24 protein-coding genes are annotated in these 24,044 nt (G+C 66.2%); 10 read left to right on the forward strand and 14 right to left on the reverse strand.

Features of this window, described 5'->3' with window-relative positions:
• The 4 genes from Mlute_RS04300 to Mlute_RS04315 all read left to right on the forward strand — a co-directional run.
• Nucleotides 1-443 (forward strand): prepilin-type N-terminal cleavage/methylation domain-containing protein (locus Mlute_RS04300; RefSeq protein WP_342770219.1); only part of this gene is annotated, 443 nt, incomplete at its 5' end.
• Nucleotides 433-807: a type IV pilus modification PilV family protein gene (locus Mlute_RS04305; protein WP_119359518.1), complete on the forward strand. Its 375-nt coding sequence runs from the start codon at nt 433-435 to the stop codon at nt 805-807. The genes Mlute_RS04300 and Mlute_RS04305, both read left to right, overlap by 11 nt.
• Before the next feature lie 7 nt (nt 808-814).
• Nucleotides 815-1,636: a PilW family protein gene (locus tag Mlute_RS04310; protein ID WP_119359519.1), complete on the forward strand. Its 822-nt coding sequence runs from the start codon at nt 815-817 to the stop codon at nt 1,634-1,636.
• A gap of 21 nt (nt 1,637-1,657) precedes the next feature.
• Nucleotides 1,658-2,971, forward strand: a complete 1,314-nt coding sequence (locus Mlute_RS04315) for a cytochrome P450 (RefSeq protein WP_119359520.1) — start codon at nt 1,658-1,660, stop codon at nt 2,969-2,971.
• Here Mlute_RS04315 and Mlute_RS04320 read toward each other — a convergent pair.
• Entirely contained in the window at nt 2,937-4,157 is a 1,221-nt protein-coding gene (locus Mlute_RS04320; RefSeq protein WP_119359521.1) for a bifunctional folylpolyglutamate synthase/dihydrofolate synthase, read from the reverse strand. The two genes, Mlute_RS04315 and Mlute_RS04320, sit on opposite strands and share 35 nt — an antisense overlap.
• 24 nt (nt 4,158-4,181) lie before the next feature.
• Complete coding sequence (locus tag Mlute_RS04325) at nt 4,182-5,138, reverse strand: VWA domain-containing protein (RefSeq protein ID WP_119359522.1); 957 nt, start codon at nt 5,136-5,138, stop codon at nt 4,182-4,184.
• Nucleotides 5,139-5,222: 84 nt separating this feature from the next.
• Here Mlute_RS04325 and Mlute_RS04330 point away from each other — a divergent pair, with 84 nt between their 5' ends.
• Entirely contained in the window at nt 5,223-5,885 is a 663-nt protein-coding gene (locus tag Mlute_RS04330; RefSeq protein ID WP_119359523.1) for a uracil-DNA glycosylase, read from the forward strand.
• Between the two features lie 3 nt (nt 5,886-5,888).
• Here the strand turns inward: Mlute_RS04330 and Mlute_RS04335 are convergent, their stop codons facing one another.
• Nucleotides 5,889-6,566 (reverse strand): MIP/aquaporin family protein, encoded by a 678-nt coding sequence (locus tag Mlute_RS04335; RefSeq protein ID WP_119359524.1) that lies wholly within the window; start codon nt 6,564-6,566, stop codon nt 5,889-5,891.
• Between the two features lie 76 nt (nt 6,567-6,642).
• On the opposite strand from Mlute_RS04335, the gene Mlute_RS04340 reads away from it, so the two are divergent.
• Nucleotides 6,643-7,104 carry an HD domain-containing protein gene (locus tag Mlute_RS04340; RefSeq protein WP_119359525.1) on the forward strand — a complete coding sequence of 154 codons (462 nt, stop codon included), beginning with the start codon at nt 6,643-6,645 and terminating at the stop codon, nt 7,102-7,104.
• 192 nt (nt 7,105-7,296) lie between these two features.
• On the opposite strand, the gene dxs is transcribed toward Mlute_RS04340, so the two are convergent.
• From dxs to Mlute_RS04360, 4 genes are all read right to left on the reverse strand, one after another.
• Nucleotides 7,297-9,180, reverse strand: a complete 1,884-nt coding sequence (gene dxs / locus Mlute_RS04345; protein ID WP_119359551.1) for a 1-deoxy-D-xylulose-5-phosphate synthase — start codon at nt 9,178-9,180, stop codon at nt 7,297-7,299.
• Nucleotides 9,181-9,254: 74 nt separating this feature from the next.
• Nucleotides 9,255-9,935 carry a hypothetical protein gene (locus Mlute_RS04350; protein WP_119359526.1) on the reverse strand — a complete coding sequence of 227 codons (681 nt, stop codon included), beginning with the start codon at nt 9,933-9,935 and terminating at the stop codon, nt 9,255-9,257.
• 10 nt (nt 9,936-9,945) lie between these two features.
• On the reverse strand, nt 9,946-10,434 hold the full coding sequence (locus Mlute_RS04355) for a hypothetical protein (protein WP_119359527.1): 489 nt from the start codon (nt 10,432-10,434) through the stop codon (nt 9,946-9,948).
• 15 nt (nt 10,435-10,449) lie between these two features.
• A complete protein-coding gene (locus tag Mlute_RS04360; protein ID WP_119359528.1) occupies nt 10,450-11,112 on the reverse strand; it encodes a PspA/IM30 family protein in 663 nt (220 codons plus the stop codon).
• A gap of 78 nt (nt 11,113-11,190) precedes the next feature.
• On the opposite strand from Mlute_RS04360, the gene Mlute_RS04365 reads away from it, so the two are divergent.
• The gene (locus Mlute_RS04365) at nt 11,191-12,201 is read left to right on the forward strand and encodes a polyprenyl synthetase family protein (protein ID WP_119359529.1); all 1,011 of its coding nucleotides are present in this window, start codon (nt 11,191-11,193) and stop codon (nt 12,199-12,201) included.
• Nucleotides 12,202-12,206: 5 nt separating this feature from the next.
• On the opposite strand, the gene purD is transcribed toward Mlute_RS04365, so the two are convergent.
• From purD to gatB, 4 genes are read right to left on the reverse strand one after another with little or no spacing between them, the layout of a single operon-like run.
• A complete protein-coding gene (gene purD, locus Mlute_RS04370; RefSeq protein ID WP_119359530.1) occupies nt 12,207-13,451 on the reverse strand; it encodes a phosphoribosylamine--glycine ligase in 1,245 nt (414 codons plus the stop codon).
• A gap of 43 nt (nt 13,452-13,494) precedes the next feature.
• The gene (locus Mlute_RS04375) at nt 13,495-14,127 is read right to left on the reverse strand and encodes a histidine phosphatase family protein (protein ID WP_119359531.1); all 633 of its coding nucleotides are present in this window, start codon (nt 14,125-14,127) and stop codon (nt 13,495-13,497) included.
• 19 nt (nt 14,128-14,146) lie between these two features.
• Nucleotides 14,147-15,154, reverse strand: a complete 1,008-nt coding sequence (gene purM, locus Mlute_RS04380) for a phosphoribosylformylglycinamidine cyclo-ligase (RefSeq protein WP_119359532.1) — start codon at nt 15,152-15,154, stop codon at nt 14,147-14,149.
• Nucleotides 15,151-16,575, reverse strand: a complete 1,425-nt coding sequence (gatB, locus tag Mlute_RS04385; protein WP_119359533.1) for an Asp-tRNA(Asn)/Glu-tRNA(Gln) amidotransferase subunit GatB — start codon at nt 16,573-16,575, stop codon at nt 15,151-15,153. The genes purM and gatB overlap by 4 nt, the downstream gene beginning before the upstream one ends.
• A gap of 52 nt (nt 16,576-16,627) precedes the next feature.
• Here gatB and Mlute_RS04390 point away from each other — a divergent pair, with 52 nt between their 5' ends.
• The 3 genes from Mlute_RS04390 to Mlute_RS04400 are packed head-to-tail and all read left to right on the forward strand — an operon-like array spanning nt 16,628 to nt 20,554.
• Nucleotides 16,628-17,191, forward strand: coding sequence for a cob(I)yrinic acid a,c-diamide adenosyltransferase (locus tag Mlute_RS04390; protein WP_119359534.1), 564 nt, complete (start codon nt 16,628-16,630; stop codon nt 17,189-17,191).
• 32 nt (nt 17,192-17,223) lie between these two features.
• Nucleotides 17,224-19,920 carry a PD40 domain-containing protein gene (locus tag Mlute_RS04395; RefSeq protein ID WP_119359535.1) on the forward strand — a complete coding sequence of 899 codons (2,697 nt, stop codon included), beginning with the start codon at nt 17,224-17,226 and terminating at the stop codon, nt 19,918-19,920.
• Nucleotides 19,921-19,942: 22 nt separating this feature from the next.
• On the forward strand, nt 19,943-20,554 hold the full coding sequence (locus tag Mlute_RS04400) for a lysophospholipid acyltransferase family protein (RefSeq protein WP_119359536.1): 612 nt from the start codon (nt 19,943-19,945) through the stop codon (nt 20,552-20,554).
• Here the strand turns inward: Mlute_RS04400 and galE are convergent.
• The 3 genes from galE to Mlute_RS04415 are packed head-to-tail and all read right to left on the reverse strand — an operon-like array spanning nt 20,520 to nt 23,872.
• A complete protein-coding gene (gene galE / locus Mlute_RS04405) occupies nt 20,520-21,509 on the reverse strand; it encodes a UDP-glucose 4-epimerase GalE (protein ID WP_119359537.1) in 990 nt (329 codons plus the stop codon). The two genes, Mlute_RS04400 and galE, sit on opposite strands and share 35 nt — an antisense overlap.
• 11 nt (nt 21,510-21,520) lie before the next feature.
• Nucleotides 21,521-22,456, reverse strand: coding sequence for a UDP-glucuronic acid decarboxylase family protein (locus Mlute_RS04410; protein ID WP_119359538.1), 936 nt, complete (start codon nt 22,454-22,456; stop codon nt 21,521-21,523).
• Nucleotides 22,457-23,872, reverse strand: a complete 1,416-nt coding sequence (locus Mlute_RS04415; protein ID WP_245958842.1) for a UDP-glucose dehydrogenase family protein — start codon at nt 23,870-23,872, stop codon at nt 22,457-22,459.
• Between the last annotated feature and the right edge of the window lie 172 nt (nt 23,873-24,044).

Here is a 24,044-nt window from a genome sequence, read left to right on the forward strand (position 1 = left end):
GGGCAGTGAGGGGGCCTAAAGGCCTCAGCCTTTTGGAGCTGGTGGTGGTGGTAGCGGTGCTGGGGGTTCTCCTGGGGGTGGGGTTTGTCTCCCTCCAGAGCTACCGGCAGAACCTGGCCATCCGGGAGGCCGCCCTTCAGGTGGCCACCGAGCTGATGAACATCCGCCAGCAGGCCCGCCGCCTTTCCCTCGACCATGTTTTTGAGGCGCGCCAGGGTGGGTCCACTTACCAGGTGGGGCCCGCCGGTGCGCTGATGGAGCGGTCCCTCCCCGCGGGGGTGGTCTTCCAAAGGGTACCCGCGGGCGGTAGGGTGACCTTCTATGCCCCCTACGGCCGGGTTAGCGCCGCCAACAGCACCTATGAGCTGCAGGGGCCAGGGGCGCGGGTCCTGCAGGTTAACATCGTGGGAAGCACGGGGAAGGTGGTGGTGCGTGCGCCGTAGGGGTTTTTCCTTTGTGGAGGTGATGGTGGCCCTGGCCATTCTCTCCGTGGCCATCCTGATGCTGACCTACCTGGGCTCGAGCTTCACCCTTACCCGCAACGCCCAGATAGACACCCAGGCCCAGGCCTATGCCCGAAGCTACTTTGACAGCCTGCGGGCGGTCTGGGCCAACGAGGCTGCCTTTGAACGAGGGGTCCTGCCCAGCCTGCCCCTGCCCAGCGGCTTTTCCGGCCTCGAGCTGAACGTGGAGGAGGTGGAGGCCCTGGGCCAGCGGGTGGTGTTGCGCCGGGTGAGCCTGAGCTTTTCCGGCCCCCAAGGCCGTGCCTACCGCTTCACCACCGAGGTGGTGCGGCCGCCGCTGTAGAGGGTCTATGCGTGCCACGGGCCTCACCCTTATTGAGATGCTCATCGCCGCTGCGGTTGGGGTGGCCATCCTGGCCTTGGTCGCAGCCGGACTGCGCAGCGGCAGCGAAAGCCTGCGCTTTGTGCAGAACGCGCAGCTCCTCACAGAGGACCTGCGCACCGCGGGGAACCTGGTGAGCGACCTGGTGGCCACCGCGGCCTTCGTGTACCCTCCGGGGGTTACCCTTTCCATTGGTAGCCCGGGGGGCTACACGGTGCGCAACCCCAGCCGCGACGACAACGTCTGGCGGATTGGGCAGGACTCAGCCATCGCCCTGCTCCAGCCCCCCACCGAGGTAGCGGGAAGGGAGGTGGTGAAGTTCGTGATGGTCTACCCCCTAAGCCGCGGCTGGGTGGTGCGCAGGGCTTCAGGGGCCGAGAACCCCGGCCCCGACCCAGCCAACGACGACAAGTGGCTCCTTTACATCTACGAACAGAACCTGTCGGTGGGGGCCAGCCGCCTCCCCAACGGCCTGCCCGCGACCATTCCCACCGAGATTTCGGGCAGCAGCGGCAACCTTTTGGCCGACTACCTCCAGCCCGGGGGGTTCGTGGTGGCCTATTCGGACTGCTTGGCCTTTGACGAGGCGGGCTGGGCGGTTCAGGTCCCCTGTCCCCAGGCTCCGCCCAGGCCCCTCCGGGCCGAGCACAGCGCGGTTCGGGTGGCCTTCTCCCTGCAGGGCGAGATAAGCCAGGGCGAGCGGAACACCCGCATCCCGGCTCAGCCCCTGCGCTTTGAGGCTGCGCCGCGGAACCTGCCCAAGCGGCAGGCCGAGGTGAGCCCCAACTAGCCGTCGGATATCCTTATACCTATGACCTTTGACCCCACTGAGCTCGAGCTGCGTCAGGACCCGCTGGCCTTCTTCCTGCACCTCTCTCGCACCAGCCCCAACATCACCACCTTCCGCTTCGCCTCCGGTAGGGAGATCGTCCTGCTCAACCACCCCGACTTGATCCGCGAGGTGCTGGTTGAGCGGGCCGATGAGTTCCACAAGTCCGACCTGACCCGGGCCTTTGCTGGGGGAATGGGCAACGGAATCCTGGTCTCGGAAGGGGAGTTCTGGAAGCAGCAGGTGCGCATCATGCGGCCGGCCTTCCACTACAAGCGCCTGCAGGGCTACGCCGAGGTGATGCGGCGGTTCGCCCTGGAGATGCTCGCCCACTGGCAAAACGGCGAGATTAGGCATCTCGAGGAGGATATGAACGCCCTCACCCTGCGGGTGGTGGCCAAGTGCATGTTTGATGTGGAGGCGGGGGAGGACCGGGAGATCATGCACCGAGCCATCATGCTAGGGCAGAAGGTGGTGGGTCAGATGGTCTACGGCTGGCTCAACCTACCGGACTGGCACCCGGGCCTAAACCGCGACGGCATCCGGGTGGTGCGGGCCCTAAACGAGATGGTGAGCCGCCACATCGCCTATCGCCGGGCCCGGGGCGACCTGGGGGACGACCTCCTCTCCATGCTCTTGGAAGCACAGCAGCAGCCCGGCGTGCAGCTCTCCGACCGGCAGGTGCGCGACGAGGTGCTCACGGTCATCACGGCCGGCCTCGAGACCACCGCCAACGCGCTGGTCTGGACCTGGTACCTGCTTGACCGGCACCCCGAGGTGCGGGAGCGGCTCGAGGCCGAGGTGGACGCCTTGGAGGGCCCCCCGGGCTTTGAGGAGGTGCAGCGCCTGCCCTACCTGGACCAGGTCTTCAAGGAGAGCCTGCGGCTGTACCCGCCGGTCTGGATTATTGGCCGGGAGAACGTGCGCGAGCTGGAGCTGGGAGGAATGCGGCTGCCCCCTAGGACCCAGATTGTGATGTGCCAGTGGGCCACCCACCGCGACCCCCGCTTCTATGAGCAGCCCGATGCCTTTATTCCCGAGCGCTGGACGCCGGAGTTTGAGCGGTCCTTGCCTAAAGGGGCCTACTTCCCCTTCAGCCTGGGCCCGCGGGTCTGCACCGGCCAGGGGTTTGCCACCATTGAGTACAAGATCATCGTGGCCACGGTGCTCCAGCGCTTCCGGCTCGAGCTGGCCCGGCCCGCCCCGGTGCGCCCCGAGCCCAACTTTACCCTCTGCGCCCACGGCGGGCTGCCCATGCGGGTCAAGGCCCGCCGGGCCCTACTGCCCCTGGACTGATTTTCACTACCACCGCTTGGGCGGCCAGCTGCTTGAGCACCTCCCCCACCAGGTACAAAGAGCCGGTGACCAGAACCGTCGCCTCCTCCTTTCGGGCCGCCTCCACCGCGTCCTCCACCGCGGCCAGCGGCAGGTCAAAGTACGGGGCGGGAAAAAGCCCTTGGAGGGCCTGGGCCTGTAGGGCCCCCTGCCCGGCGCGGGTGTAGCGCAGGCTTAGGGCTTTGGGGAGGAGGGTTTGCAGGATGGTGGGGTAGTCCTTGCGGGGGAAGGCCCCAAAGACCAGGTGGAACCTTTCAAACTCCTCCGCTAGGGCCCGGGCGGCGGGGGGGTTGTGGGCCCCGTCCAGCACCACCGGCACCCCCTGGTAGCGTAGAAGCTGCATCCGTCCCGGGTGGTGGGCGGTGGACAGGCCTGCCGAGACCACCCCCTCGCCGTACCCCAGCAGCCGCAGGGCTGCCGCCGCCAGCCGGGCGTTCTGCCGCTGGAAGCGCCCTTGCAGGGAGGGTTCGGTGGGCAGGGCGAAGAGGGGGTTTCCCTCCGTCAGCACGTGCAAGGGCGCACCCTGTTCGGCGGCCACCGCCCGGATGACCTCCAGGCCCACCCCCTCGGCCCCGGTTACCACCGGCACACCGGGGCGGATGGCCCCGGCCTTGTCCTGGGCCACGCCCAACAGCGAACCACCGAGGGTCTCCAGGTGGTCCTCCCCGATGTTGGTGATGATGGTGACCTCTACCCGGGGCAGCACGTTGGTCGCGTCCAGCGCCCCGCCGACCCCCGCCTCCACTGCGGCGATGCGCACCCCTAGGGAGGAGAAGTGCTGGAAGGCCAGGGCGGTGGTGAGGTCAAAAAAGGCCACCGGCTCCCGGAAGCGCTGCGAGCGGGCCCAGCGCACAAAGGCGCACACCTCGGCCTCCTCAATGGGCCCCAGGTGGGTACGGATGCGCTCGCGAAAGTCCACCAGGTGAGGGCTGGTGGTCGCCCCAAAGGCCTCCCTCGCGGTCCTGAAGGCCGCCTCGAGGTAGGCCACCACACTGCCCTTGCCGTTGGTACCTACCACGTGCACCGCCGAGAAAGCCCTCTCGGGGTGGTCTAGGCGCTCCATTAGTTCCTGGATTCGGGAAAGCCCCCGCGGTGCGCCCCCGCGGGTCTGGGAAAAAAGCCACTCTACAGCCTCGGGATAGGTCACGGGCCCTAGTCTATCCGCTGCGAGCTAGAACACCCCTCGGCGCCACTGGGCCACCAGGAGGCTAGAGGCCAGCAGCAGCCCTGCGGCCAGGCCAAAAAGCCCGCTGACCTCGGTGCGCTGGGGCCGCCAGCCCACCACCCGACTCAGGTTGCGGTAGGCCTGTCGGAGCGCCTCGGCCGACTCCGCCGCGTGGTACTGGCCGCCTGTGGACTGGGCAATGGCCCGTAGGGTTTCCTCGTCAAACTGCATCCAGTACCCTCCCCATCCCCACCACTCGCCGCTGCTGGGGGGTGCGCTGGGTTCGCCCCGTCGACCCAGCCCAATGGTGTGCACCACTACCCCCATCTCTTGAGCGAAGGCGGCGGCTTCCAGGGGTTCTATGCCGGTGTTGTTGCGGCCGTCGGAGAGGAGGACCACCGTGGAAGGCCCTAGAGGCTTTCCCCGCTCGTCCTTGGGAATGGCCCTCAGGCTCTCCAGAATCCCTTCCCCGATGGCGGTGCGGCGGGCCAGTTGCAGGAGCTCAATCTGCTCCACCACCCGTTCGTGGTCGGCGGTGGGCTCAGCCTCTATGGTGGCGTACCCGGCGAAGCTGACCAGGCCTACCTTAATGCCGTCGGGGAGGCTGCGCACGAAGTTTTGGGCTTCCCGCTTGGCTACGGTGATGCGGTCGGGGTGGATGTCCTGGGCCCGCATGGAGAGGCTCACGTCTATGGTGACGATCACCGTGGCCAGGCTGTCGGGGGCCGGAATTACCGCCTGCGGCCGGGCCAGGGCCAGAAGGGCCAAGAGCAAGGCCAGGCCGTATAGCCCCGCCCCCAGGTGGCGCTTCCAGCGGGGCTCGGCGGCTCGGACCAAGGGGCTTAGGCCGGGGTATAGGGCGTAAGCGCTGGCCTGTCCTTCCCTCACCCTGCGCCAATAGACCCAGACCAGCGCGGGGACGACCAGCAGCACCCAAAGCATCCAGGGTAGTTCAAAACTCAAGGCACACCCCCTTACCGCCGAGGTGGAACACCCTGAGTTTGAACCCGAACCCTACGGCCAATGGTAGGCTCATTTACGGTTGGCATGGACCCACAGGTTTTTTACACTGAGCTCACCGCCTGTAGGCGCTGCCCTCGGCTGGTGGCCTGGCGGGAGGAGGTGGGCCAGAAGAAGCGGGCCGCCTACCGCGAATGGACCTACTGGGCCCGGCCCGTGCCCGGCTTTGGCGACCTAGGGGCCCGGATTCTCATCTTTGGGCTGGCCCCGGGTGCGCACGGCTCCAACCGTACCGGGCGGCCCTTTACAGGCGATGCTTCGGGGGATTTCCTCTACCCCGCGCTTTACCGGGCGGGCCTGGCCAGCCAGCCCAGCTCTACCCACCGGGGCGACGGTCTGAGGCTAAAGGGGGTCTACATCACCGCGGCGGTGCGCTGTGTTCCGCCGGGCAACAAGCCTACCCCGGCCGAGCTTGCGGCCTGTGCGGGGTGGACGCGGGGGGAGCTGGCCTTCCTACCCCACCTACGGGTGTACCTGGCCCTGGGCCGGGTGGCCCACCAGGCCCTGTTGGACCTTTTTGGCCTCCGCCGTTCGGCCTACCCCTTTGCCCATGGGGCCGAGCACCCTCTGCCGGGCGGGGTGCTCCTGGACGCCTACCACGTGAGCCGCCAGAACACCCAGACCGGCAGGCTCACCGCAGCGATGCTGGATGCCGTGCTGCTTCGGGCCAAGGCCTTGGCGGGGTTGTAGCCCCTACCCCTCCCCTTCAGCCGGGGCCGGTTGGGGCTGGCGGATTTCTTGGCTATAGAGATAGTCGTAGAGCAGCGCGGCCAGCCCAGCCCCCACCAAGGGGCCCACCCAGTACACCCAGTGGGCGGCCCACTCCCCTCCGATGAGGGCCGGGCCCAGTACCCGGGCAGGGTTCATGGCCGCGCCGGAGACCGGCCCTCCAATCAGGATGCCCATCGTCACCGCCAGGCCAATGGCCAGTCCAGCGAAGCTAAAGCGGTTGTGGACGGCGGAGCCGAAGATTACGGCCACTAGAAAAAGGGTCAGGAACACCTCCATCATCAGGGCCTGTACCACGCTGTGGCCGCTCCCCGGGGCTGGGGTACCCTCGGCCACGGCGTTGCCTCCATAGAGCGCTCCGATGAAAAACGCCGCCACAAGCCCCCCCAGGAGCTGGGCCACCGTGTAGCCGAGGGCCTCTAGGGGAGAGATGCGTCCGGTGATGAGCATGGCGAAGGTCACCGCGGGGTTGAAGTGGGCCCCCGAGATGGTTCCTAGGGCCAGCACCAGGAGGCCCACCGCCAGACCCGGGGCCAGGGCAACCGCCATCCCCTCGCCCTGGCTGGCGGCAATAGAGCCAATGGCCGCAAAGCACATGGTGAAGACGCCGAGGAACTCGGCTAGAAGGGCTTTTGGGGTCATCTTTCCCTCCGGCCCTTACCTTACCCCAAGCGCCTACCCCAAGACCAGGGCGCTTTGAGGCGGTAGCATAAGGGGCGTGTGGCGACGCTTGAGGCGGCTGTGGAGGGCTTTTTTTCCGGCTCGAGCCAACCCCGACGACGCTTGGGCGCTGGGGGAGTTGCGGCTCGAGGAGGCCCACCTCTACAAGGCCATGGACTCCCGCGACCGGGAGCACGCGGTGTGGGTGGCCCGGCGCTTGCTGGAGCGTTACCCGGAGGCCCCTGGGTTTGTGGTACGGGCGGCTTTGCTCCACGACTGTGGCAAGGCCCTCAGGCCTTACCGCCCCTTGGAGCGGATTTTGACCGGCCTCCTCAGGCTAGATGTGCCCATTGAGCCGTTGCAGAAGGGGCTTATAGGCGCTTGGCAAATTCGCCAGCACCACCCGGAGTACGGCGCGGCCCGCATTCTAGACCCCCAGGTGGCCCAGATCGTGCGGGAACACCACCGCCCAAGAAGCCTTTGGGCAAGCCGGCTTTGTGAGGTGGACGAGGAGTTTTAGGGCTCAGTCCAGCCACTTTAACAGCCGCCTGAGCCTGCTCTTCCTCGTCCGGCGGTAGAACAAGGAGCGGTTGAGGCGTTTAGCCACGAGCCTGTGGAGTGCCCACAACGCCAGCTTGAGAAGGAGCCTTTTCATTCCTAAACCTCTGAAAAGCCAGGCCGGGCCTCGGATGGCCTTCGGCCAAACCTCAGCCTAGCGGGTCTGGGGCTTGGGGTGGTGAGCGGCCTCAGCCAGGGTGGGCGCTTCCACCCCCATCTCGGCCAGGGCAGCCCGGATGGCCTCGGCGTCAATTCTCGCCTCGTGGTGCATCCGGGGGATGGAGCCGTGCTCAAAAAAGCGGTCCGGCAGCCCCAGCACCCGGATGTCCGGTTTTAGGCCCATCTCGTTTAGGGCCTCCAGCACCGCGCTGCCGAAGCCGCCCATCCTCTGGTGGTCCTCGGTGGTCACCAGCTTGTGGCCCGCCAGGGCCAGCCGCTTTAGCAGCTCCTTGTCCAGCGGCTTGATGAAGCGGGCGTTGACCACGCCAACCTGGGGGTCGTCCCCAGCCGCCTCGAGGGCGTACTTGAGGGTTTTGCCGAAAGCCAGGATGTAAGCCCGGTGGCCCTCCTTGAGGACCTCCCAGCGTCCCCACTCAATTTCGGGCCAAGCCCCCTCAGGAGCCTTCTCCACGTTGTCGCGGGGGTAGCGAATGGCGATGGGCCCGCCCAGCTCGAGGGCCTTCTTGAGCATAGCCCGCAGCTCCAGGGCATCTTTGGGTGCCGCAATTTGCACGTTGGGCACGGTGCGCAAGTAGGCGATGTCAAACACCCCGTTGTGGGTGGCCCCATCGCCCCCCACGATGCCGGCTCGGTCCACCGCAAAGATCACCGGCAGGTTCTCAATGGCGATGTCGTGGATGATCTGGTCGTAGGCCCGTTGCATGAAGGTGGAGTAGATGGCCAGCACTGGCTTGAGGCCCCGCAGGGCCATCCCGGCGGCGGTGGTGGCGGCCACGTCCTCGCAGATGCCGGTGTCCAGGTAGCGCTCGGGGTGGACCTGGGAGTAACGCACTAGCCCCGAGCCCTCGCGCATGGCCGGCGTAATCACAAAAAGCCGGGGCTCCTGGTGGGCCAGCTCGGTCACAGCGTCCCCAAAGGCCGCCGACCAGGTGTAGCCCTTGCTCACCTTGATGGGGTTCTGGGGGTTGAAGCCGGGGGGACCATGCCAGTAGATGGGGTCCTCCTCGGCCACCCCGTAGCCCTTGCCCTTGCGGGTAACCGCGTGCAGCAGGGTAGGGCCGTCCAGCTCCTTGATTTGCTCCAGGATGTGAATCAACCCCGGCAGGTCGTGGCCGTCCACCGGCCCCACGTAGCGGATGCCCCAGGCGTAGAAGGGGTTTTCCTGGTGCAGCATCAGCTTGGCGGCCTCCTTGGCCCGGTCTACCAGGCCAAAAAGCCGGGGCGAGATGCCCTCCAGCACCTGGCGGCCCCACTTTTGGGTTTCCTGCACCCACTTTTTGGTCTGGTACTCGCGAAAGTAGCGATTGAGCGCCCCCACGTTCTCGGAGATGCTCATCTCGTTGTCGTTGAGGATGATGATGAGCCTCGGCTTGCGCTCCCCGATCACGTTTAGGGCGGCCAGGGCCATTCCGCCGGTCAGGGCCCCGTCGCCGATGAGGGCCACGATGTGGTAGTCCTCCCCTAGGGTATCCCGGGCGATGGCCATACCCAGCGCGTTGGCCAAGGAGGTGGAGGCGTGGCCGACGGTGATGGCGTCGTGCTCGCTTTCTGAAACTTTGGTGAAGCCCGAGATGCCCCCCTCCTGGCGGATGGTGTGGAAAACCTCCTTGCGCCCGGTGAGGATTTTGTGGGCGTAGGCCTGGTGGCCCACATCGAAGAGCAGCCGATCACGGGGCGAGTTGAAGACCCGGTGCAGGGCCACTATCAGCTCCACCGCGCCCAGCGAGGAGGCCAGGTGCCCGCCGTTTTGGGCGCACACTCGGATGATCTCGCTGCGCAGCTCCTCGGTGAGCTGCAGGAGTTCGCCCATGGAGAGGGGTTTCAGGTCTTGGGGTTGGTTGACCTTTTGTAGAACCACGAGAAGCCTCCCGACGCTTTGGCCTAGCATGGGGGAACCGGGTCCAAAGCGCAGTGCTCCAGGCAACAAAGCGGCTAGCGGAAGTTTCGGTCCACCAGGGCAAGACCGCCTTGCTCGGCGAAATTCATGGAGGTGAAGACCTCCCCCACCCCGGGGAAGAACCAGACCTCAAAGTTTTCCCGCAGGCTGGGGTTTCTGGGGTCGCGGTACTCCACCCCGATGCGGTAGACCTCAAAGTTGCCCGCCGGCACGCTCACGTTGGACCTGCCCAGCACCGTGTAGCTGTACTCCAGCAGCCGGTCGCTAACCCGGGTGGTTTGGTTGTTCAACCGCAGCTCAATGACCTCCCGGGTCTGGCCGCCCCAGCGGGCCCCTACGGCGAAGCTGGCCTCGGGGGGGTACTCCTGGATGGGGGGGGTGTAGCGGGCCACCTGGATTTTGTCGTAGTCCTCAATGCCCAAAAGCCGCACCCCCCCGGCGTCCACCTGGCGGTAGTAAGAGCGCTCGAGCCCCCGCCCGCTCAGGCGGTAGCGGATCGCCGGCTGGCCCTCAAAGCTGGCCGGGCCGATGACCGAGAGGCGCAGGGGGGGGTCGCTGGTGGAGGCCCGCAGGGGCAGGTAAATCCAGTCCAGGCCTGGCTGGGAGGGGTAGAAGCCCACCGGTCCTTGGATGATCGCAGTGTTGAGGGGAGGGCTGCTGCTGCGTGGGGCGCAGGAGACGAGCAGCAGTAGAAAGGCTATGAGCAGGCGTGGCATCACCCCAAGTTTACCCTTGGTGGATGGAGGGCGGGTGCAGGGCCTCCCGCAAGGCGATGAGGTGTTGGGGTAGATCGGCCAGGGCGGGGGGCTCGCCCTTCCCCTCAACCAGGGCCAGCTCGGCTCCGAGCCGCTCAATGTAGGCGATGCCCTGGTCTAGGGTTGTGTCCAGGCTGGTGTAGCGGGCGGAAACCTCGGTGCGGGTGTGGTAGTCCAGGCCTGGGGTGGTGCAAAGACGTTCGAGCTCGGTGAGCTTGGGAAAGAGTTTGTACAGGTTACGCCCGTACGCCCGCACCTGCTGGAGGGGTTCGCGCAGGTGGGGGTGCCTGCGGCTTTGGCGGCGAAGTTCGGCTAAAGCCCGGCCTAGACGCTCGTGCTGTTGTCGCAAGGGCAGTGAGAGCGGACGGCTGGCGTTAATGGCCCAGACCACGAACCCCACCAACCCCAGCAGCAAAAGCATCTCGAGCAAGGCGATTCCCATCTGCTTGAGTGCCTCCATTCTTGCCCTAAGGTTCTATGCGATTCCCAGCTCGCGTTTCAGCCGGGCCAGGTCTTCCTCTACCTCGCGGTTGCTGCCCAGGCGCTCGAGCTCTTTTTCTATCTCGCTTTTGTCCATCTCCGATAGAGCGGCGTGCTTGTCCTCCATGGCCTGGATGCGCCGCTCCATGTCCTCAAAAGCCTCTACGGCGCCATGCGCGTCTATCTTGGACTCAAACCGGCGCACCGCTTCGGCGGCCTCTACCCCCTTCTTGCGTGCGATGAGCAAGGCTTTCTTGGCCTCGGACTCCTGGATTTTGCTCTCCAGCGCCCTAAGCTGGGTGGTGAGCTGGCGGACCAGGTCTTGCTGCTGGGCCACCTGCTGGGCAAACCCTTCGGCCAGGGCCTGGGCCTGCTGCTTGCGCTTGAGGGCTTCCCGGGCCAGGTCTTCCCGTTCGGCCTTTAGGGCCTCGGCGGCTTTGCGCTCCCAAGCGGCGGCCTGCTCGGCGTAGCTTTGCTGCTCGCGCTCGAGCTTCTTGAGCTCGGCCATAGCTTCGGCCACCTCCATGCGGGCCTCGCGTAGGGTGGCCCGCATGTCCTCCAGGGCTTGCTCAATGATTTTTTCGGGGTCTTCGGCCCGGCGGATGAGGTCGTTAATGTTGGCCCGGATTAAGCGGGAGAGCCGTTCTAGAATACCCATTGCCCCCTCCTTGGATTCCAGTCTAACCCAGCCTTTCGCTTTACACCAAGGCCGGGCGGATGGCGTAGTATCTACAACATGACCGCCCTTCCCTCCGCAGCGGAGGTGCGCCAGGCCATTCAGGGTTGCTTGCTCTCTGCCCTGCCCAGGCCTGAGACGGCTTCCCGTCCCGAGCTTGCCCAGTTCGCCCGGATGTTGCGGGACTATCCCGAGCGGGGGGGGAAGATGCTGCGGGGGGCCCTTTTGGTCTACACCGGGTTGGCCTACGGTGCAGCCCTGGAGCAGCTGCTGCCGGTAGCGGCAGCCCTCGAGCTCTTCCAGAACTGGGCCCTCATCCACGACGACATTGAGGACGGCTCCGACGAGCGGCGGGGAAAGCCGGCTTTACACCGGATTTACGGCGTTCCGCTGGCCCTAAACGCGGGGGATGCCCTGCACGCCCTACAGTGGGGCCTCCTGGTGCAAGCGGGGGTGCCCCAGGGGGTGCTCTTGGAGTTTGTGCGCTTGGTGGAGCGCACCGCTCAGGGGCAGCACCTGGAGATTGCCTGGATGGAAGGCCAGCGGCTTGACCTAACCGAGGCCGACTACCTGGAGATGGTGGGCCTGAAGGCGGCCTACTACACCGCGGTAGCCCCCCTGCGGCTGGGGGTCTTGGTGGCCGGAGGGGAGCCGCCCCAGGCCTTTGAAGAGGCTGGAATGAAGCTGGGTACGGGCTTTCAAATCGTGGACGACGTGCTCAACCTGAAAGGCGATCCCGCCAAGTACGGCAAGGAGATAGGGGGCGACCTTTGGGAGGGAAAGCGTACCTTGGTCCTGCTCCACTTCCTGAGGAACGCGGGCCCCGAGGAACGGCAGCGGGCCGAGCGGTTGCTCTGCCTTCCCAGGCCGCAAAAACCCGCGGCCGAGGTGGCCTGGCTGCACCACCGGTTGATCTCCTCGGGGGCCTTGGCCTACGCCGAGCGGGTGGCCGAGGGGTTTCTGGAGGAAGGGCTTGGCAGGCTCAGGCCCCTTTTGCAAGAGGCGCCCCGGAGGGCCTTTGGCGCGCGGGTGGTGGAGCTTTTGGAGGGGTTGGTGCGGCGAGAGGCCTGAGGGCCTCAGACCAGAGCCCTGCGACCAATGTCCCGCCGGTAGACCGCGCGCTCAAACTGGACCGCTTCTACTCCCGCGTAGGCCCGGCCAAGGGCCTCCCGAAGGTCTTTACCGAGGCCCACCACGTTGAGGACCCGGCCCCCCTGGGTCACCAGCCCATGCGGGGTGCGGCGGGTTCCGGCCTGGAAGTAGAGCACCCCTTGGGGGGGGCGGGGGGGCAGGTGGACGGGCAACCCCCGGTGGGGGTCTTCGGGATAGCCGGGGGCAGCCATCACCACGCAGGCCGAGGCCATGGGGTGCCAGGTGGGCTCGAGCTCGTGCAGCCGCCCTTCTACCACCGCCAACGCCAGCTCCACCAGGTCGGTCTGAAGCAGGGGTAGGATGGCTTGGCACTCGGGGTCCCCAAAGCGGGCGTTGAATTCCAGCACCTTGGGGCCGTCGTCGGTGAGCATCAGCCCGGCATAAATTACCCCCCTGTAAACGATGCCCTCGGCCCGCAGCCCGTCCACCAGTGGCCTGAGAATCCGCTCTTCCACCTCCTTCAAGACACCTGGGGCCAGGGGGTAGGGGCAGATGGCCCCCATGCCCCCAGTCATGGGGCCCAGGTCGCCGTCCAGCAGCCGCTTGTGGTCCTGGGAGGGGAGCAGCGGCCTCACACTGACCCCATCGGTCAGGGCCAGCACCGTTACCTCGGGGCCCTGCAGGTACTCCTCAATGACCACCTCGCTCCGCTCTGCCCCCGAGAGAATGTTCAGCACCGCCTGCCGGGCCTGGGAGAGCTCGCTGGCCACGGTGACCCCCTTGCCGGCGGCCAGACCCGAGTCCTTGACCACGATGGGGGCCCCCACTTGTTCCAGGTAAGACAAGGCCTGCAGCGGGTCGCTGAAGCTCCGGTAGCGGGCGGTGGGGATACCCAGCCGCTCCATCAGCCCCTTGGCGTAGGCTTTGGAGCCCTCGATCATGGCTGCTTTCTGGGTGGGGCCGAAAATTCGCAGGCCCCGGGCTTGAAAAGCGTCGGCGATGCCCTCCACCAAGGGGGCTTCCGGCCCGACCAGGGTGAGCTCTATCTCCTCAGCTGCGGCCCACTCGGCCAGCCGCTCCACATCGCCGTCCCAGGGGATGCACTCGGCCAGCTCGGCGATGCCGGGGTTCCCCGGAGCAGCGTAGAGCTGGGTGGTCAGGGGCGACTGGGCGGCTTTCCAGCAAAGGGCGTGTTCCCGCCCTCCAGAACCTACCACCAGGATTTTCACGCAGCTAAGGATAGCAGATGGCAGGCTTTGTGGAGGATTTTTGTTAGGAGAGCACTGCCTCGTCGGCAAGGCCTTCTGCCCAGGCCTCCAGGTGGCCCACGTCGCCCACCGAAAGGGCCGTGCCCTCGGGGTAAAGAAGGCGGGTGATGGAGGTGTTCTGAATATGGAACCTGCGCCAGGACCCGTTGTCTAAATGGAGCACCAGCTTGAGGGCAGCCCGGATAACCCCCCCGTGGGTTACCACAAGGTGCCGCCCCTCTGGCAGCTCGTCCAGGAATTCCTGTACCCGCGCGGCTAGGTCGGCCATGCTCTCCCCGCCAGGGCGCTTGGTGTTCCACGGGTCAAGCTGCACCGCCCGGTGAAACTCGGGGTAGCGCAGCTCGCTTTCGCTGCGCAAGAGCCCTTGGAGCTCACCGGCGTAAATTTCGCGGATGCGGCGGTCGTAGATAGGGGTGAGCCCGAGGGCCTCGGCGATGGGCCGGGCGGTGAGGGCCGCCCGCTGCAGGTCGGAGCTGTAGAGGCCGTCAAAGCTATGGCGGTAAGCCGCCAGCCGCTCGGCCAGCCGGTAGGCCTGGCGCAGCCCTTCTGGGGAAAGCCCCACGTCGTAGTGGCCCTGAAAGCGCCCTTCGGCGTTCCAGGGGGTTTCGCCATGGCGCAACAGCCAGAGTTCTTTCATACGGTAGGAGGGCAGGGTTTCAGACCACCTGAACCCCTGACCCTTCTATAATACGGCCCACCGGGTGGCTTTGGGGCAGCAGTGCCTGCACCTCACCAACCCTGTCTGGACTCACCACCAGAATGTAACCCAGACCCATGTTGAAGACCCGGTACATCTCCTGCTCCTCCACTTGGCCGGCCCGCTGGATGAGCCCGAAGATGGGCGGGACGGGGAAGCTGCCCCGCCAAACCTCGGCCCCCAGGCCCAAGGGTAAGACCCGGGGCAGGTTCTCGTAGACCCCCCCACCGGTGATGTGGACCATGGCCTTCACCTCAACCCCCGCGCCCCATAGCCTTTCTACCTCCCTCAGGTAGCAGCGGTGGGGTTCCAGCAGGGCCTCGGCCAGGCTGCGCCCAGCCAGTTCCTCCCGCGGCTCCTCCAGGTTCCATCCTTCAAAGACCCTGCGGGCCAGGCTGTAGCCGTTGGTGTGCAGCCCTGAGGAGGGCAGGGCCAGCAGAACGTCACCGGGCCGCACCTTCTTGCCGTCCACCACTTCATCCCGTTCTACCACCCCTACGATGGTGCCGGCCAGCTCGAGGGCCCCCTCCCGGTAGACCCCCGGCATCTCGGCGGTCTCCCCCCCCAATAGAGGGATTCCCACCGCCTTGCAGGCCTCGGCCAAAGAGGCCAGCACTGCCCCCAGGAGGGTTTCTTCCAGCCTGGCGCTGGCGATGTAGTCCATAAAGAAAAGGGGTCTAGCCCCTTGGACCAGGATGTCGTTGACCGAGTGGTGGACCAGGTCAAAACCTAAGCCCTCGTAGCGGCCGGTCTGCACTGCCAGAAGGGTCTTGGTGCCCACCCCGTCGGTGGAGGCCACCAGCACTGGCTCGCGCATTCCCTTGAGCCTGGAGGCAAGCAGCATCCCACCGAAGGCCCCCATCCCCTTCAGCACTTCGGGTGTGTAGGTTTCCCCAATCTTTGCAGCCGCTGCCTGAAGCGCATTGGCCTTGCGCCCGATGTCCACCCCGGCTTCCCGGTAGTTCATAGTTCTACCCCCAGCATCTCGCCCAGCATCCGTTTGACCACATCGGCCTTGGCGGTGCCCCGGGTGGCCTTCATGATGGGCCCCACCAGGGCGTTGGCGGCCTTGAGGTTGCCCGCCCGCACCTGTTCCACCACCTTCGGGTTCTCGGCCACCACCCGTTCTACCAAGGGCCGCAGGGCCCCCTCATCGGCCACCGCGCGCAGGCCCCGTTCCTCCACCAGCCGCAGCGGGTCGGCGCCCGCCATCACCTCGGGCAGGATGTCGGCCACCACCCGGTTGGTAATCTCCCGGCGCTCAAAAAGCCCCGCCAGCCGGGAGAGGTTCAAGGGGGTAAGGGCAGTTTGCTGAATCTCCAGGCCCCGCTCGTTCAGATACCCCGCCACTTCGGCGTTGAGCAGGTTGGCCAGGGTCTGGGGGTGGCCTTCGTACTGGGCCAGCGCCTGGTCAAAGAAGCGGGCCAGCGAGGCGTTGTAGGCCAGAATCTCGGCGTCGTAAGGGCGCACCCCCGCCTCCACGTAGCGGGCGTGTTTCTGAGCAGGCAGCTCCGGCATGGCCGCTTTGAGCCGGTTTAGCCAAGCCTCGTCCACCACGATGGGGGGCAGGTCGGGGTCGGGGAAGTAGCGGTAGTCGGCCTCCTCTTCCTTGAGGCGCATCACGTAGGTCTTTCCCGCCGCCTCGTCCCAACCCAAGGTGGCCTGGGCCACCGTCCGGCCGCTGCGAAGGATCTCCTGTTGGCGCTTGATCTCGTACTCGAGCGCCCGGGCCACGCTCTTGAAGGAGTTGAGGTTCTTTATCTCTACCTTGGTCCCCAAAGGCTCCCCCATCCGCCGTACCGAAACGTTTACGTCGGCCCGCATCTTGCCCTCCTCAGGGTTGGCGTCGGAGACCCCCAGCGTTTGGGCAATGGCCCGGATATGGGCGAGGAAGGTGCGGGCCTGTTCAGGGCTGTGGATGTCCGGCTCGGTGACCATCTCAATAAGGGGCGCGCCGGCCCGGTTGAGGTCTATTAGGGAGTAGGAGGCCCCCTCGGGGTGGGTGGACTTGGCCGCGTCCTCCTCTAGGTGGATGCGGCGGATGCGCACCCGCTGGCCCTCCACCTCCAAGTAACCCCCGGTGGCGATGGGCAGGTCGTACTGGGAGATTTGGTAGTTTTTGGGCATGTCTGGGTAGTAGTAGCTTTTGCGGTGAAACTGGGTCCATGGGGCGATCTGGCAGTGCAGGGCCAGCCCCAGGAGGATGCCGTACTCTACGGCCTGGGCGTTTACCACCGGCAGCACCCCCGGCAGACCCAAGCAGACCGGGCAGGTGTGGGTGTTGGGTAGAGCGCCGAAATAGTCGGCCGCGCAGCCGCAGAACATCTTGCTTTGAGTCTTGAGGTGCAGGTGAATCTCCAGCCCCACCACGGCTTCAAAAGCAGACATACCCCGAACATTATAGGCGGGGCCTTTCCCGGGTAGAGGGTAGAGTAAGGGTATGAAGATTTACACCAAGACCGGTGACAAGGGGGAGACCGGACTATACGGGGCTGAGCGAGTGGGCAAGGAGCACCCCCGGGTGGAGGCCTACGGCACCGTGGACGAGGCCAACAGCGCGATTGGCCTGGCCCGGGCCCTGCTGCCCGCGGCCCACAAGGATATTCACGCGGACCTGGAGTACCTTCAAAACGCCCTTTTTGACCTGGGGGCCGACCTGGCTACCCGTATGGGGATCCCCTACGAGCGTAACCTGAGCCGGATTGAGGAGGCGGACGTGGAGCGGCTCGAGGCCCTCATAGACCGCTACCAGGAGGAGGCCCCGCAGTTTAGAGGCTTCATTCACCCGGGGGGGCACCCTGCGGCCGCGGCTTTGCACCTGGCCCGCGCCATCGTCCGCCGGGCCGAGCGGCGGGTGGTGGGGCTTATGCGCCATGAGGCGGTCAACCCAGAGGTGCTGCGCTACTTAAACCGGCTTTCTGACCTGCTTTTTACCCTGGCCCGGGTGCTCAACCAGCGGGAGGGCTTCGCCGAGGAAGGGTGGTTGGTGAAGGGGCGCCGCTAAGCTTGGGAAGCGGCTTTGCCTATACTGGGCCCATGGCCCGCCTTTTGCCGCTTTTTTTGTGGCTCGCCTTGCTGGGCTGGGCCCAGTTTGACCCCACCCGGTCCTGGTTTACCCTGCGCACGGAGCACTTTGACGTCCACTACCACCCCGGGCTCGAGCGGGTGGCCGCCGAGGTCGCTCTCTACGCCGAGGAGGCCTACGCCCTCTTGAGCCAGGATTTTGAGCCTCCTCCCGGCCGGCTGAGCCTGGTGGTCGCTGATGTGGGGGATGTACTCAACGGGTTTGCCGACCCTACCCAGAACCGGGTGGGCATCTACACCACCCAGTTCCGTAGCGCCGACCTCTTCAACCCTCGGCTTTCCTCTTGGTGGCAGACCGTGGTCTTCCACGAGGTGACCCACCTTTTCGACCTGACCCAGGTGCGGGGGCCCCTAAGAGAGGCCACCCGCATCTTTGGCCAGCTCCCGGCCCAAAGCGCTGTAAAACCCTTCCCGTTGGTGGAGGGGGCGGTGCTTTACCTCAAGTACAAGAAGCTGGGGGAGTCGCGCCTCAACGACGCCACCACCCGCATGATGCTGCGGCAGATGGTCCTCTCGGGCCACTTTCCCAGCTTAGATGAGGTTCGCCAGGCCTATACCAGAGCCACCTGGCCACCCTTGGGCCTTTTGGTCTACAACTACGGTGCTTGGCTGGTGCGGTACCTCGAGGAGCGCTTCGGGGAGGACGCCTACCGCCGCCTCACCGAGGCCAACGCGGGGATGCTAGCCTTCAAGGACTTCAACCAGCCCTTCCAGCAGGCTTTCGGCCTGTCCTTGGATGAGCTGTACGCTGAATTCGTGCGCTGGCTGCCCAACCAGTTTGAGGGGGAAATCGCCCGGATTCGCGCCCAGGGCCTTACCCCAACGGAGCGGCTAACCCACCTGGGGTTCTACAGCCAGGGGGCAACGGCCTCGGCCAGCGGTTTGGTCTATGCGCACGCCTCGCCCTTGCGCCAGGGGCTGCGCATCCTTGCAGGGGGGGAGGAGCGAGAGCTTCTGAGTGGGCCGGCCCAGCACCCCCAGTGGTCCCCGGATGGCCGTTACCTGATCTTTGTGCGCAGCCAGCGCGAGGGGCCCTACTTTGTGGGCAGCGACCTCTACCGCTACGACCGGCTGGAGGGGCGGCTCGAGCGGCTTACCCGCGGGGAGCGGGTCTACTATGCCCGCTACGCCCCCGACGGGCAAAGCGTCTTCCTGGCCAAGAACACCCCCGACGGCTCCACCGAGCTGGCCCGCTACTTTGTGGACCTAAAGCGGCTGCAACCCTTGCGCAGCTTCCCCCATCAAGACGGGGTGGTGCACTCTTTTGCGGTGGCCCCGGATGGGGGCTCGCTGGTGCTGGCCCTGTTGCGGCGGGGCGGGTTCCAGGACCTCTACCGCTACACCCTGGCGAGCGGTGCGCTGGAAGCCCTTACCCAGGACAAGAACGTGGACAGCGACCCAGTCTTCAGCCCGGATGGGCGGTACGTGCTCTACAGCAGCGATGCGGATCGGGTCTACAACCTTTACGCCTACCGCCTGAGCGATGGGGCGGTCTTTCAGGTGACCAACCTGCTCACCGGAGCCTATCAGCCCACCTTCTCCCACGCGGGAGACCACATCGTTTTCACCGGCTACGACACAGGGGGTTACAACCTCTACCAGGTGTCCTACAACCCCGCCGCCTGGCGGCGGGTGGGGCTTCGGCGGGAGGCGCTCCCGGCCTTTCGGCCGCTCGAGCCGGCCCGCGGGGAGCCCTACGACCCCTTTCCCTACCTGCGCCCCCTTTACTGGCTGCCCCTGGTGGGGCCGAGCGGCCTGGGGCTGGGGGCCTCCTTTTCCGCTTCCGACCCGGTGGGGCTGCACGCCTACACCCTAAGCATGGGCCTGGATGGCCTGCAGGGGGCCTTCTACGACCTGGCCTACCGGTTTACGGGGCTGGGCTTCCCGCTGGGGCTGCGCTTGGCAGGGTTGGGCGGGCAGAACGCCCAGGGGGTGGGGGCGTTTTTCCCCCTCGCGCAGGGCAGCCTGGGCCTCCAGTACCTGCGCACCGACCTCTTTGAGCCTGCCCTGAACCTCAACCAGAACACCGTGACCCACGCTGTTGCCCTGGATGTGTTCGGGCAGAGCAGCCAAGCGGAGGACCTCTTCCGCAGCAGCAGTCATTTGCGCCTCCAGGGGACCGCCTTTCTCAGGGAGGGCAGCCCTACCTGGCGCTTTGGCCTGCGGGGGGCTTTGGGGGTGAGCCTGAGGCTGCCCCTGGAGGCCTCCCACGTCTTCGCGCTGCGGCTGGCCGGCGGTCTGACCACCTCGCCCCTAGCCTACGATGCCTTTGACCTGGGGGCGCCGCCCTTGGCGGTGGGGGGGTGGCCGGTGCTCGCGGTGCGGGGTTATGGGCCGGGCCAGCTTAGGGGGGCCCAGGCCCTGGCGGGTTCGCTGGAGTATCGCCTGCCCCCCTGGCCCATTGAGCGGGGGCTGGGCAACTGGCCGGTTTTTTTGGACGACCTGGGCCTCACCTTGTTTGCCGATGGGGGGGTGGCGGGGTCGCCGCTCGAGCTCTCCCAAGCCCGCTTTTCCCTGGGGGCCGAGCTGCGCCTTGGCCTCACCCTTTTCTACCTTGCGCCGGGCTCGAGCCTGGCCTTGGGGGGCGCCCAAGGGATTGGGGAGCCGGGACCCCGGTTCTACCTCAACCTGGTGCTGCCCGGACCCTAGGCGGCTGTGGTATACCTAGGGAATGCCCCACGCCCCACAACCCCGCACCCTCCGGCAGCGCCTGGGGGTCTGGGCCCTGCAGATGCTAGGTTGGACCCCTGTGATGGCCCCACCTCCTGGGAAGAAGTTCGTTTTGGTGGGCTACCCCCATACCTCCAACTGGGACTTTCTCTACGCCCTCCTGTGGGGCCTGGCCTCGGGGACACACTTTCGCTGGGTGGGCAAAAAGGAGCTCTTCCCTCCGGTCCTGGGGGCGCTGATGCGGGGGCTTGGGGGAATACCGGTGGACCGGCAGCGCGCCGGGGGGGCCTTCGTACAGCAGGTGGCCCAGCTTTTCCAGCGCTCCGAGGAGCTTTGGCTGGTAGTGGCGGCCGAGGGCACCCGCAGCCAGGCCCCTCACTGGAGAACCGGCTTTTACTACATGGCCCTAGAGGCCGGGGTCCCCATCGCCTTAGCCTACCTGGACCGCACCAGAAAGGAGGTGGGCGTGGGGGGGTACCTGGTGCCAAGCGGCGACCTGGAAGCCGACTTTCAGCGGATTGCGGCCTTTTACCAGGACAAGGTGGGCCTAAAACCCCAAAGGCAGAGCCCCATCCGGCTCAAACCGAAGGGGCGGCCTGGGGATGACGGGTAGCGAAGTTCCAGGCGGTGGCCACGATCTCCGAGATGTCCTGGTAGCGGGCCTCCCACCCCAGAACCTCCCGGGCCCGGCTGGGGTCGGCTACCAGCGCCGGGGGGTCGCCTGGGCGGCGGGGGGCTTTTTCCGCAGGGACCGGACGCCCGGCCACCTTCTCCACTGCCTGGACGACCTCCAGCACACTGGTTCCCCGGCCGGTGCCTAGGTTTAGCGCCATGGAGCTCCCGCCCTGGAGCAGGTGCTGCAGGGCCCGCACGTGGGCCTCGGCCAGGTCGGTGACGTGGATGTAGTCGCGGATGGCGGTGCCGTCGGGGGTGGGGTAGTCGGTGCCGAAGATGCGGACCGGGGGGCGCCGGCCCAGCGCGGCGTCAATGACCAGGGGGATGAGGTGGGTCTCGGGGTCGTGTACCTCGCCCAGCTCCCCTTCCGGGTCAGCCCCGCTGGCGTTGAAGTAGCGCAGGGCCATCCAGCCCAGGCCGTAGGCGCCTCCGAACCACTTGAGCATCTTCTCGCCCACCAGCTTGGTCTCCCCATAAGGGTTGATGGGGTTTTGGGGGAAGTCCTCGCGGATGGGCACCGATTGCGGAATCCCGTAGGTGGCGCAGGAGGAGGAAAAGACGATGTGGCGGACCCCGGTTTCCACCAGGGCCTCGAGCAGGTTGAGCATGTTGGCCACGTTGTTGCGGAAGTATTTGGCCGGGTTTTCCATGGACTCGCCCACGTAGGCGTTGGCGGCGAAGTGGATGACCGCCCCGATGCGGTGGCCCTGCAGGGCTTCCAAAATGGCGGCCTTGTCGGCCAGGTCGGCCTCTACCAAAGGGCCCCACCGCACCGCCCAGCGGTGGCCGTAGCTTAGGTTGTCAAAGACTACAGGGGTAAATCCGGCTCGGTGTAGGGCCTTCGCGGTATGGCTGCCGATGTAGCCGGCACCTCCAACGACCAGTACGTTCATAGAAAACCTCGCTAAGAAAAAAGTATCTCGCGGAAGTAGGCGATGGTGCGGGCCAGGCCTTCCCGCACCGGTACTTTGGGGCGCCAGCCCAGCAGGTTCTGGGCCCGGGCGATGTCGGGACGGCGCTGCTTGGGGTCGTCCTGGGGCAGGGGCTCGTAGACCAAAGGGGAGGAGCTGCCGGTCAGCTCCAGCACCAGCCGGGCCAGCTCGAGCATGGTGTACTCCTCGGGGTTGCCCAGGTTGACGGGCTCGGGGTAGTCCACCTCCATCAGGCGGCGGATGCCCTCAATTAGGTCGTCCACGTACTGAAAGCTCCGGGTCTGCTGCCCTTGACCGTAGATGGTAAGGGGCCTGCCCTGCAGGGCCTGGGTGATGAAGTTGGTGACCACCCGCCCGTCCTCGGGGTCCATGCGGGGCCCATAAGTGTTGAAGATGCGGATGATCCGCACCGGAATCCCCTTGGTCCGGTAGTAGGCCAGGGTTAGGGCCTCGGCGTAGCGCTTGGACTCGTCGTAGATGGAGCGGGGGCCGATGGGGTTGACGTGGCCCCAGTAGCTCTCAGGCTGGGGATGCACCTGGGGGTCGCCGTAGACCTCGCTGGTGGAGGCCAGGAAGAACCGGGCCCCTTTGGCCAAGGCCAGCTCCAGGAGGTGCCGGGTCCCTTCGGCGTTGACCAGGAGGGTCTCAATGGGCAGCTTCAGGTAGCGCGGTGGGGAGGCTGGGGAGGCAAAGTGCATCACCCAGTCCAGCCGGCCTTCCACCTCCAGGGGCCGCGCCGCGTCGGCCTCCAGGAATTGAAAGCCGGGGAACGCTGACAGATAGGCGATGTTGCGGCGCTGGCCGCTCGCGAAGTTGTCCACCCCCACCACCTGGTGCCCCTCGCGCAGGAGCCGTTCGGCCAGGTGGCTGCCTAAAAAACCAGCGGCCCCGGTTAGAAGGATGCGCATTCAACCCTCCGCTACCGGCTGGACCTCTGAGGCCTCTTGCTCGCCTACCCCCACCCCCACGTAGCGGAAGCCGGCCTGCAGGAGGGCGCGCCGGTCTAGGAAGTTGCGGCCGTCCACCAGCAGGGGGCGGCGCATAGCCTGGGCCATTGCCGGCCAGTCTAGCTTACGGTACTGGCTCCACTCGGTCACCAAGAGCAGGGCGTCGGCCTCTTCGGCCAGGGCCAAGGGGTCTTCGTAGTAGGTGATGGGCAGGTCGGGGTAGCTTCGGCGGGCGTTGTCCAAGGCTACGGGGTCATGGGCCCGCACCCAGGCCCCCCGCTCTATGAGGCGGCGGGCGATGTCCAACGCAGGAGCATCGCGCAGGTCATCGGTGTTGGGCTTGAAGGCCAGGCCCAGTAGGCCGATGGTCCGGCCCTTCAGGATTTTGAGCTCCCGTTGGAGCTTCTCCACCATCCGTTCACGCTGCCGGTAGTTGACCTCCCGCGCGGCCTGCACGATGGGCATGGCGAGGCCGTACTCCTGTCCGGTGGCGATGAGGGCCGCGGTGTCCTTGCCAAAGCAGCTTCCTCCCCAGCCCACCCCGGCCTGTAAAAAGCGGGTGCCGATGCGGTTGTCCAGTCCGATGCCTCTGGCCACCTGGCTGATGTCGGCCCCCACCCGCTCTGCCAGGTTGGCGATCTCGTTGATGAAGCTGATCTTCACCGATAGGAAGGCGTTGGCTGCGTACTTGATGAGCTCGGCGGAGGCCAAATCGGCGGTGATGAGCGGCACCGCCTCCATCCGCTCGGGGCGCGGGGCGAAGGTGGGGGCGGGGAAGCTCTGTTCAATGAGAGGGCGGTAGAGGTTGTAAAGCACCTCCAAAGCTTTGGGGTCTTCTGCCCCTACCACGATGCGGTCGGGGTAGAGCGAGTCGTGGATGGCCGAGCCCTCCCGCAGGAACTCTGGGTTGGAGGCCACCGCGAATTGGCCGCGGCACTTCCTACCGTACCGCCCCTCGTAGGCCTCCCGCACCAGCGACTCCACCCAGTTGCCGCTGCCGATGGGGACGGTGGACTTGTTCACCACCACGCAGAAGCCATTGCCTAGGTGTTCTCCGATTCCCCGGGCTGCGGCCCGCACGTACTGCAGGTCGGGGCTGCCGTCCGGTAGGGAGGGGGTGCCCACTGCGATGAAGACCACCTCGGCTTCGGGGACTGCCTCGGCGTACTGGTCGGTGTAGCGGAGGTTGGCTCGAGCCAGTTCCATGAGCTCTTCCAGACCGGGCTCGTAGATGGGGGCCTTGCCCTGCCGCAAGAGGGCCAGTTTGGCAGGGTCTACGTCCACACAGGTAACCTGGTGGCCAAGGTAGGCTAGGGTGACCCCGGTGGTGAGACCCACATAGCCCGTGCCGATTACGGCAACCTTCATGGATTTCATGCAGATTTCCTCCAGAAGCGCCTATAGCGCTTGTAGCCGTCGTTTAGTGTACAATCCCTTGCTTTTCCCAGCCGTCCAAACCTCACAGCAAAGGGGCGGGCTACCTGTTCCGCCCGTCTTTTTTACGCCTGGGCGTTAAGAACCCCGGCAAGCGTAACGTCCGGTCGGGCCT

The sequence above is a fragment of the Meiothermus luteus genome (assembly GCF_003574085.1).
GTDB classification, from domain to species: Bacteria; Deinococcota; Deinococci; order Deinococcales; family Thermaceae; genus Meiothermus; species Meiothermus luteus.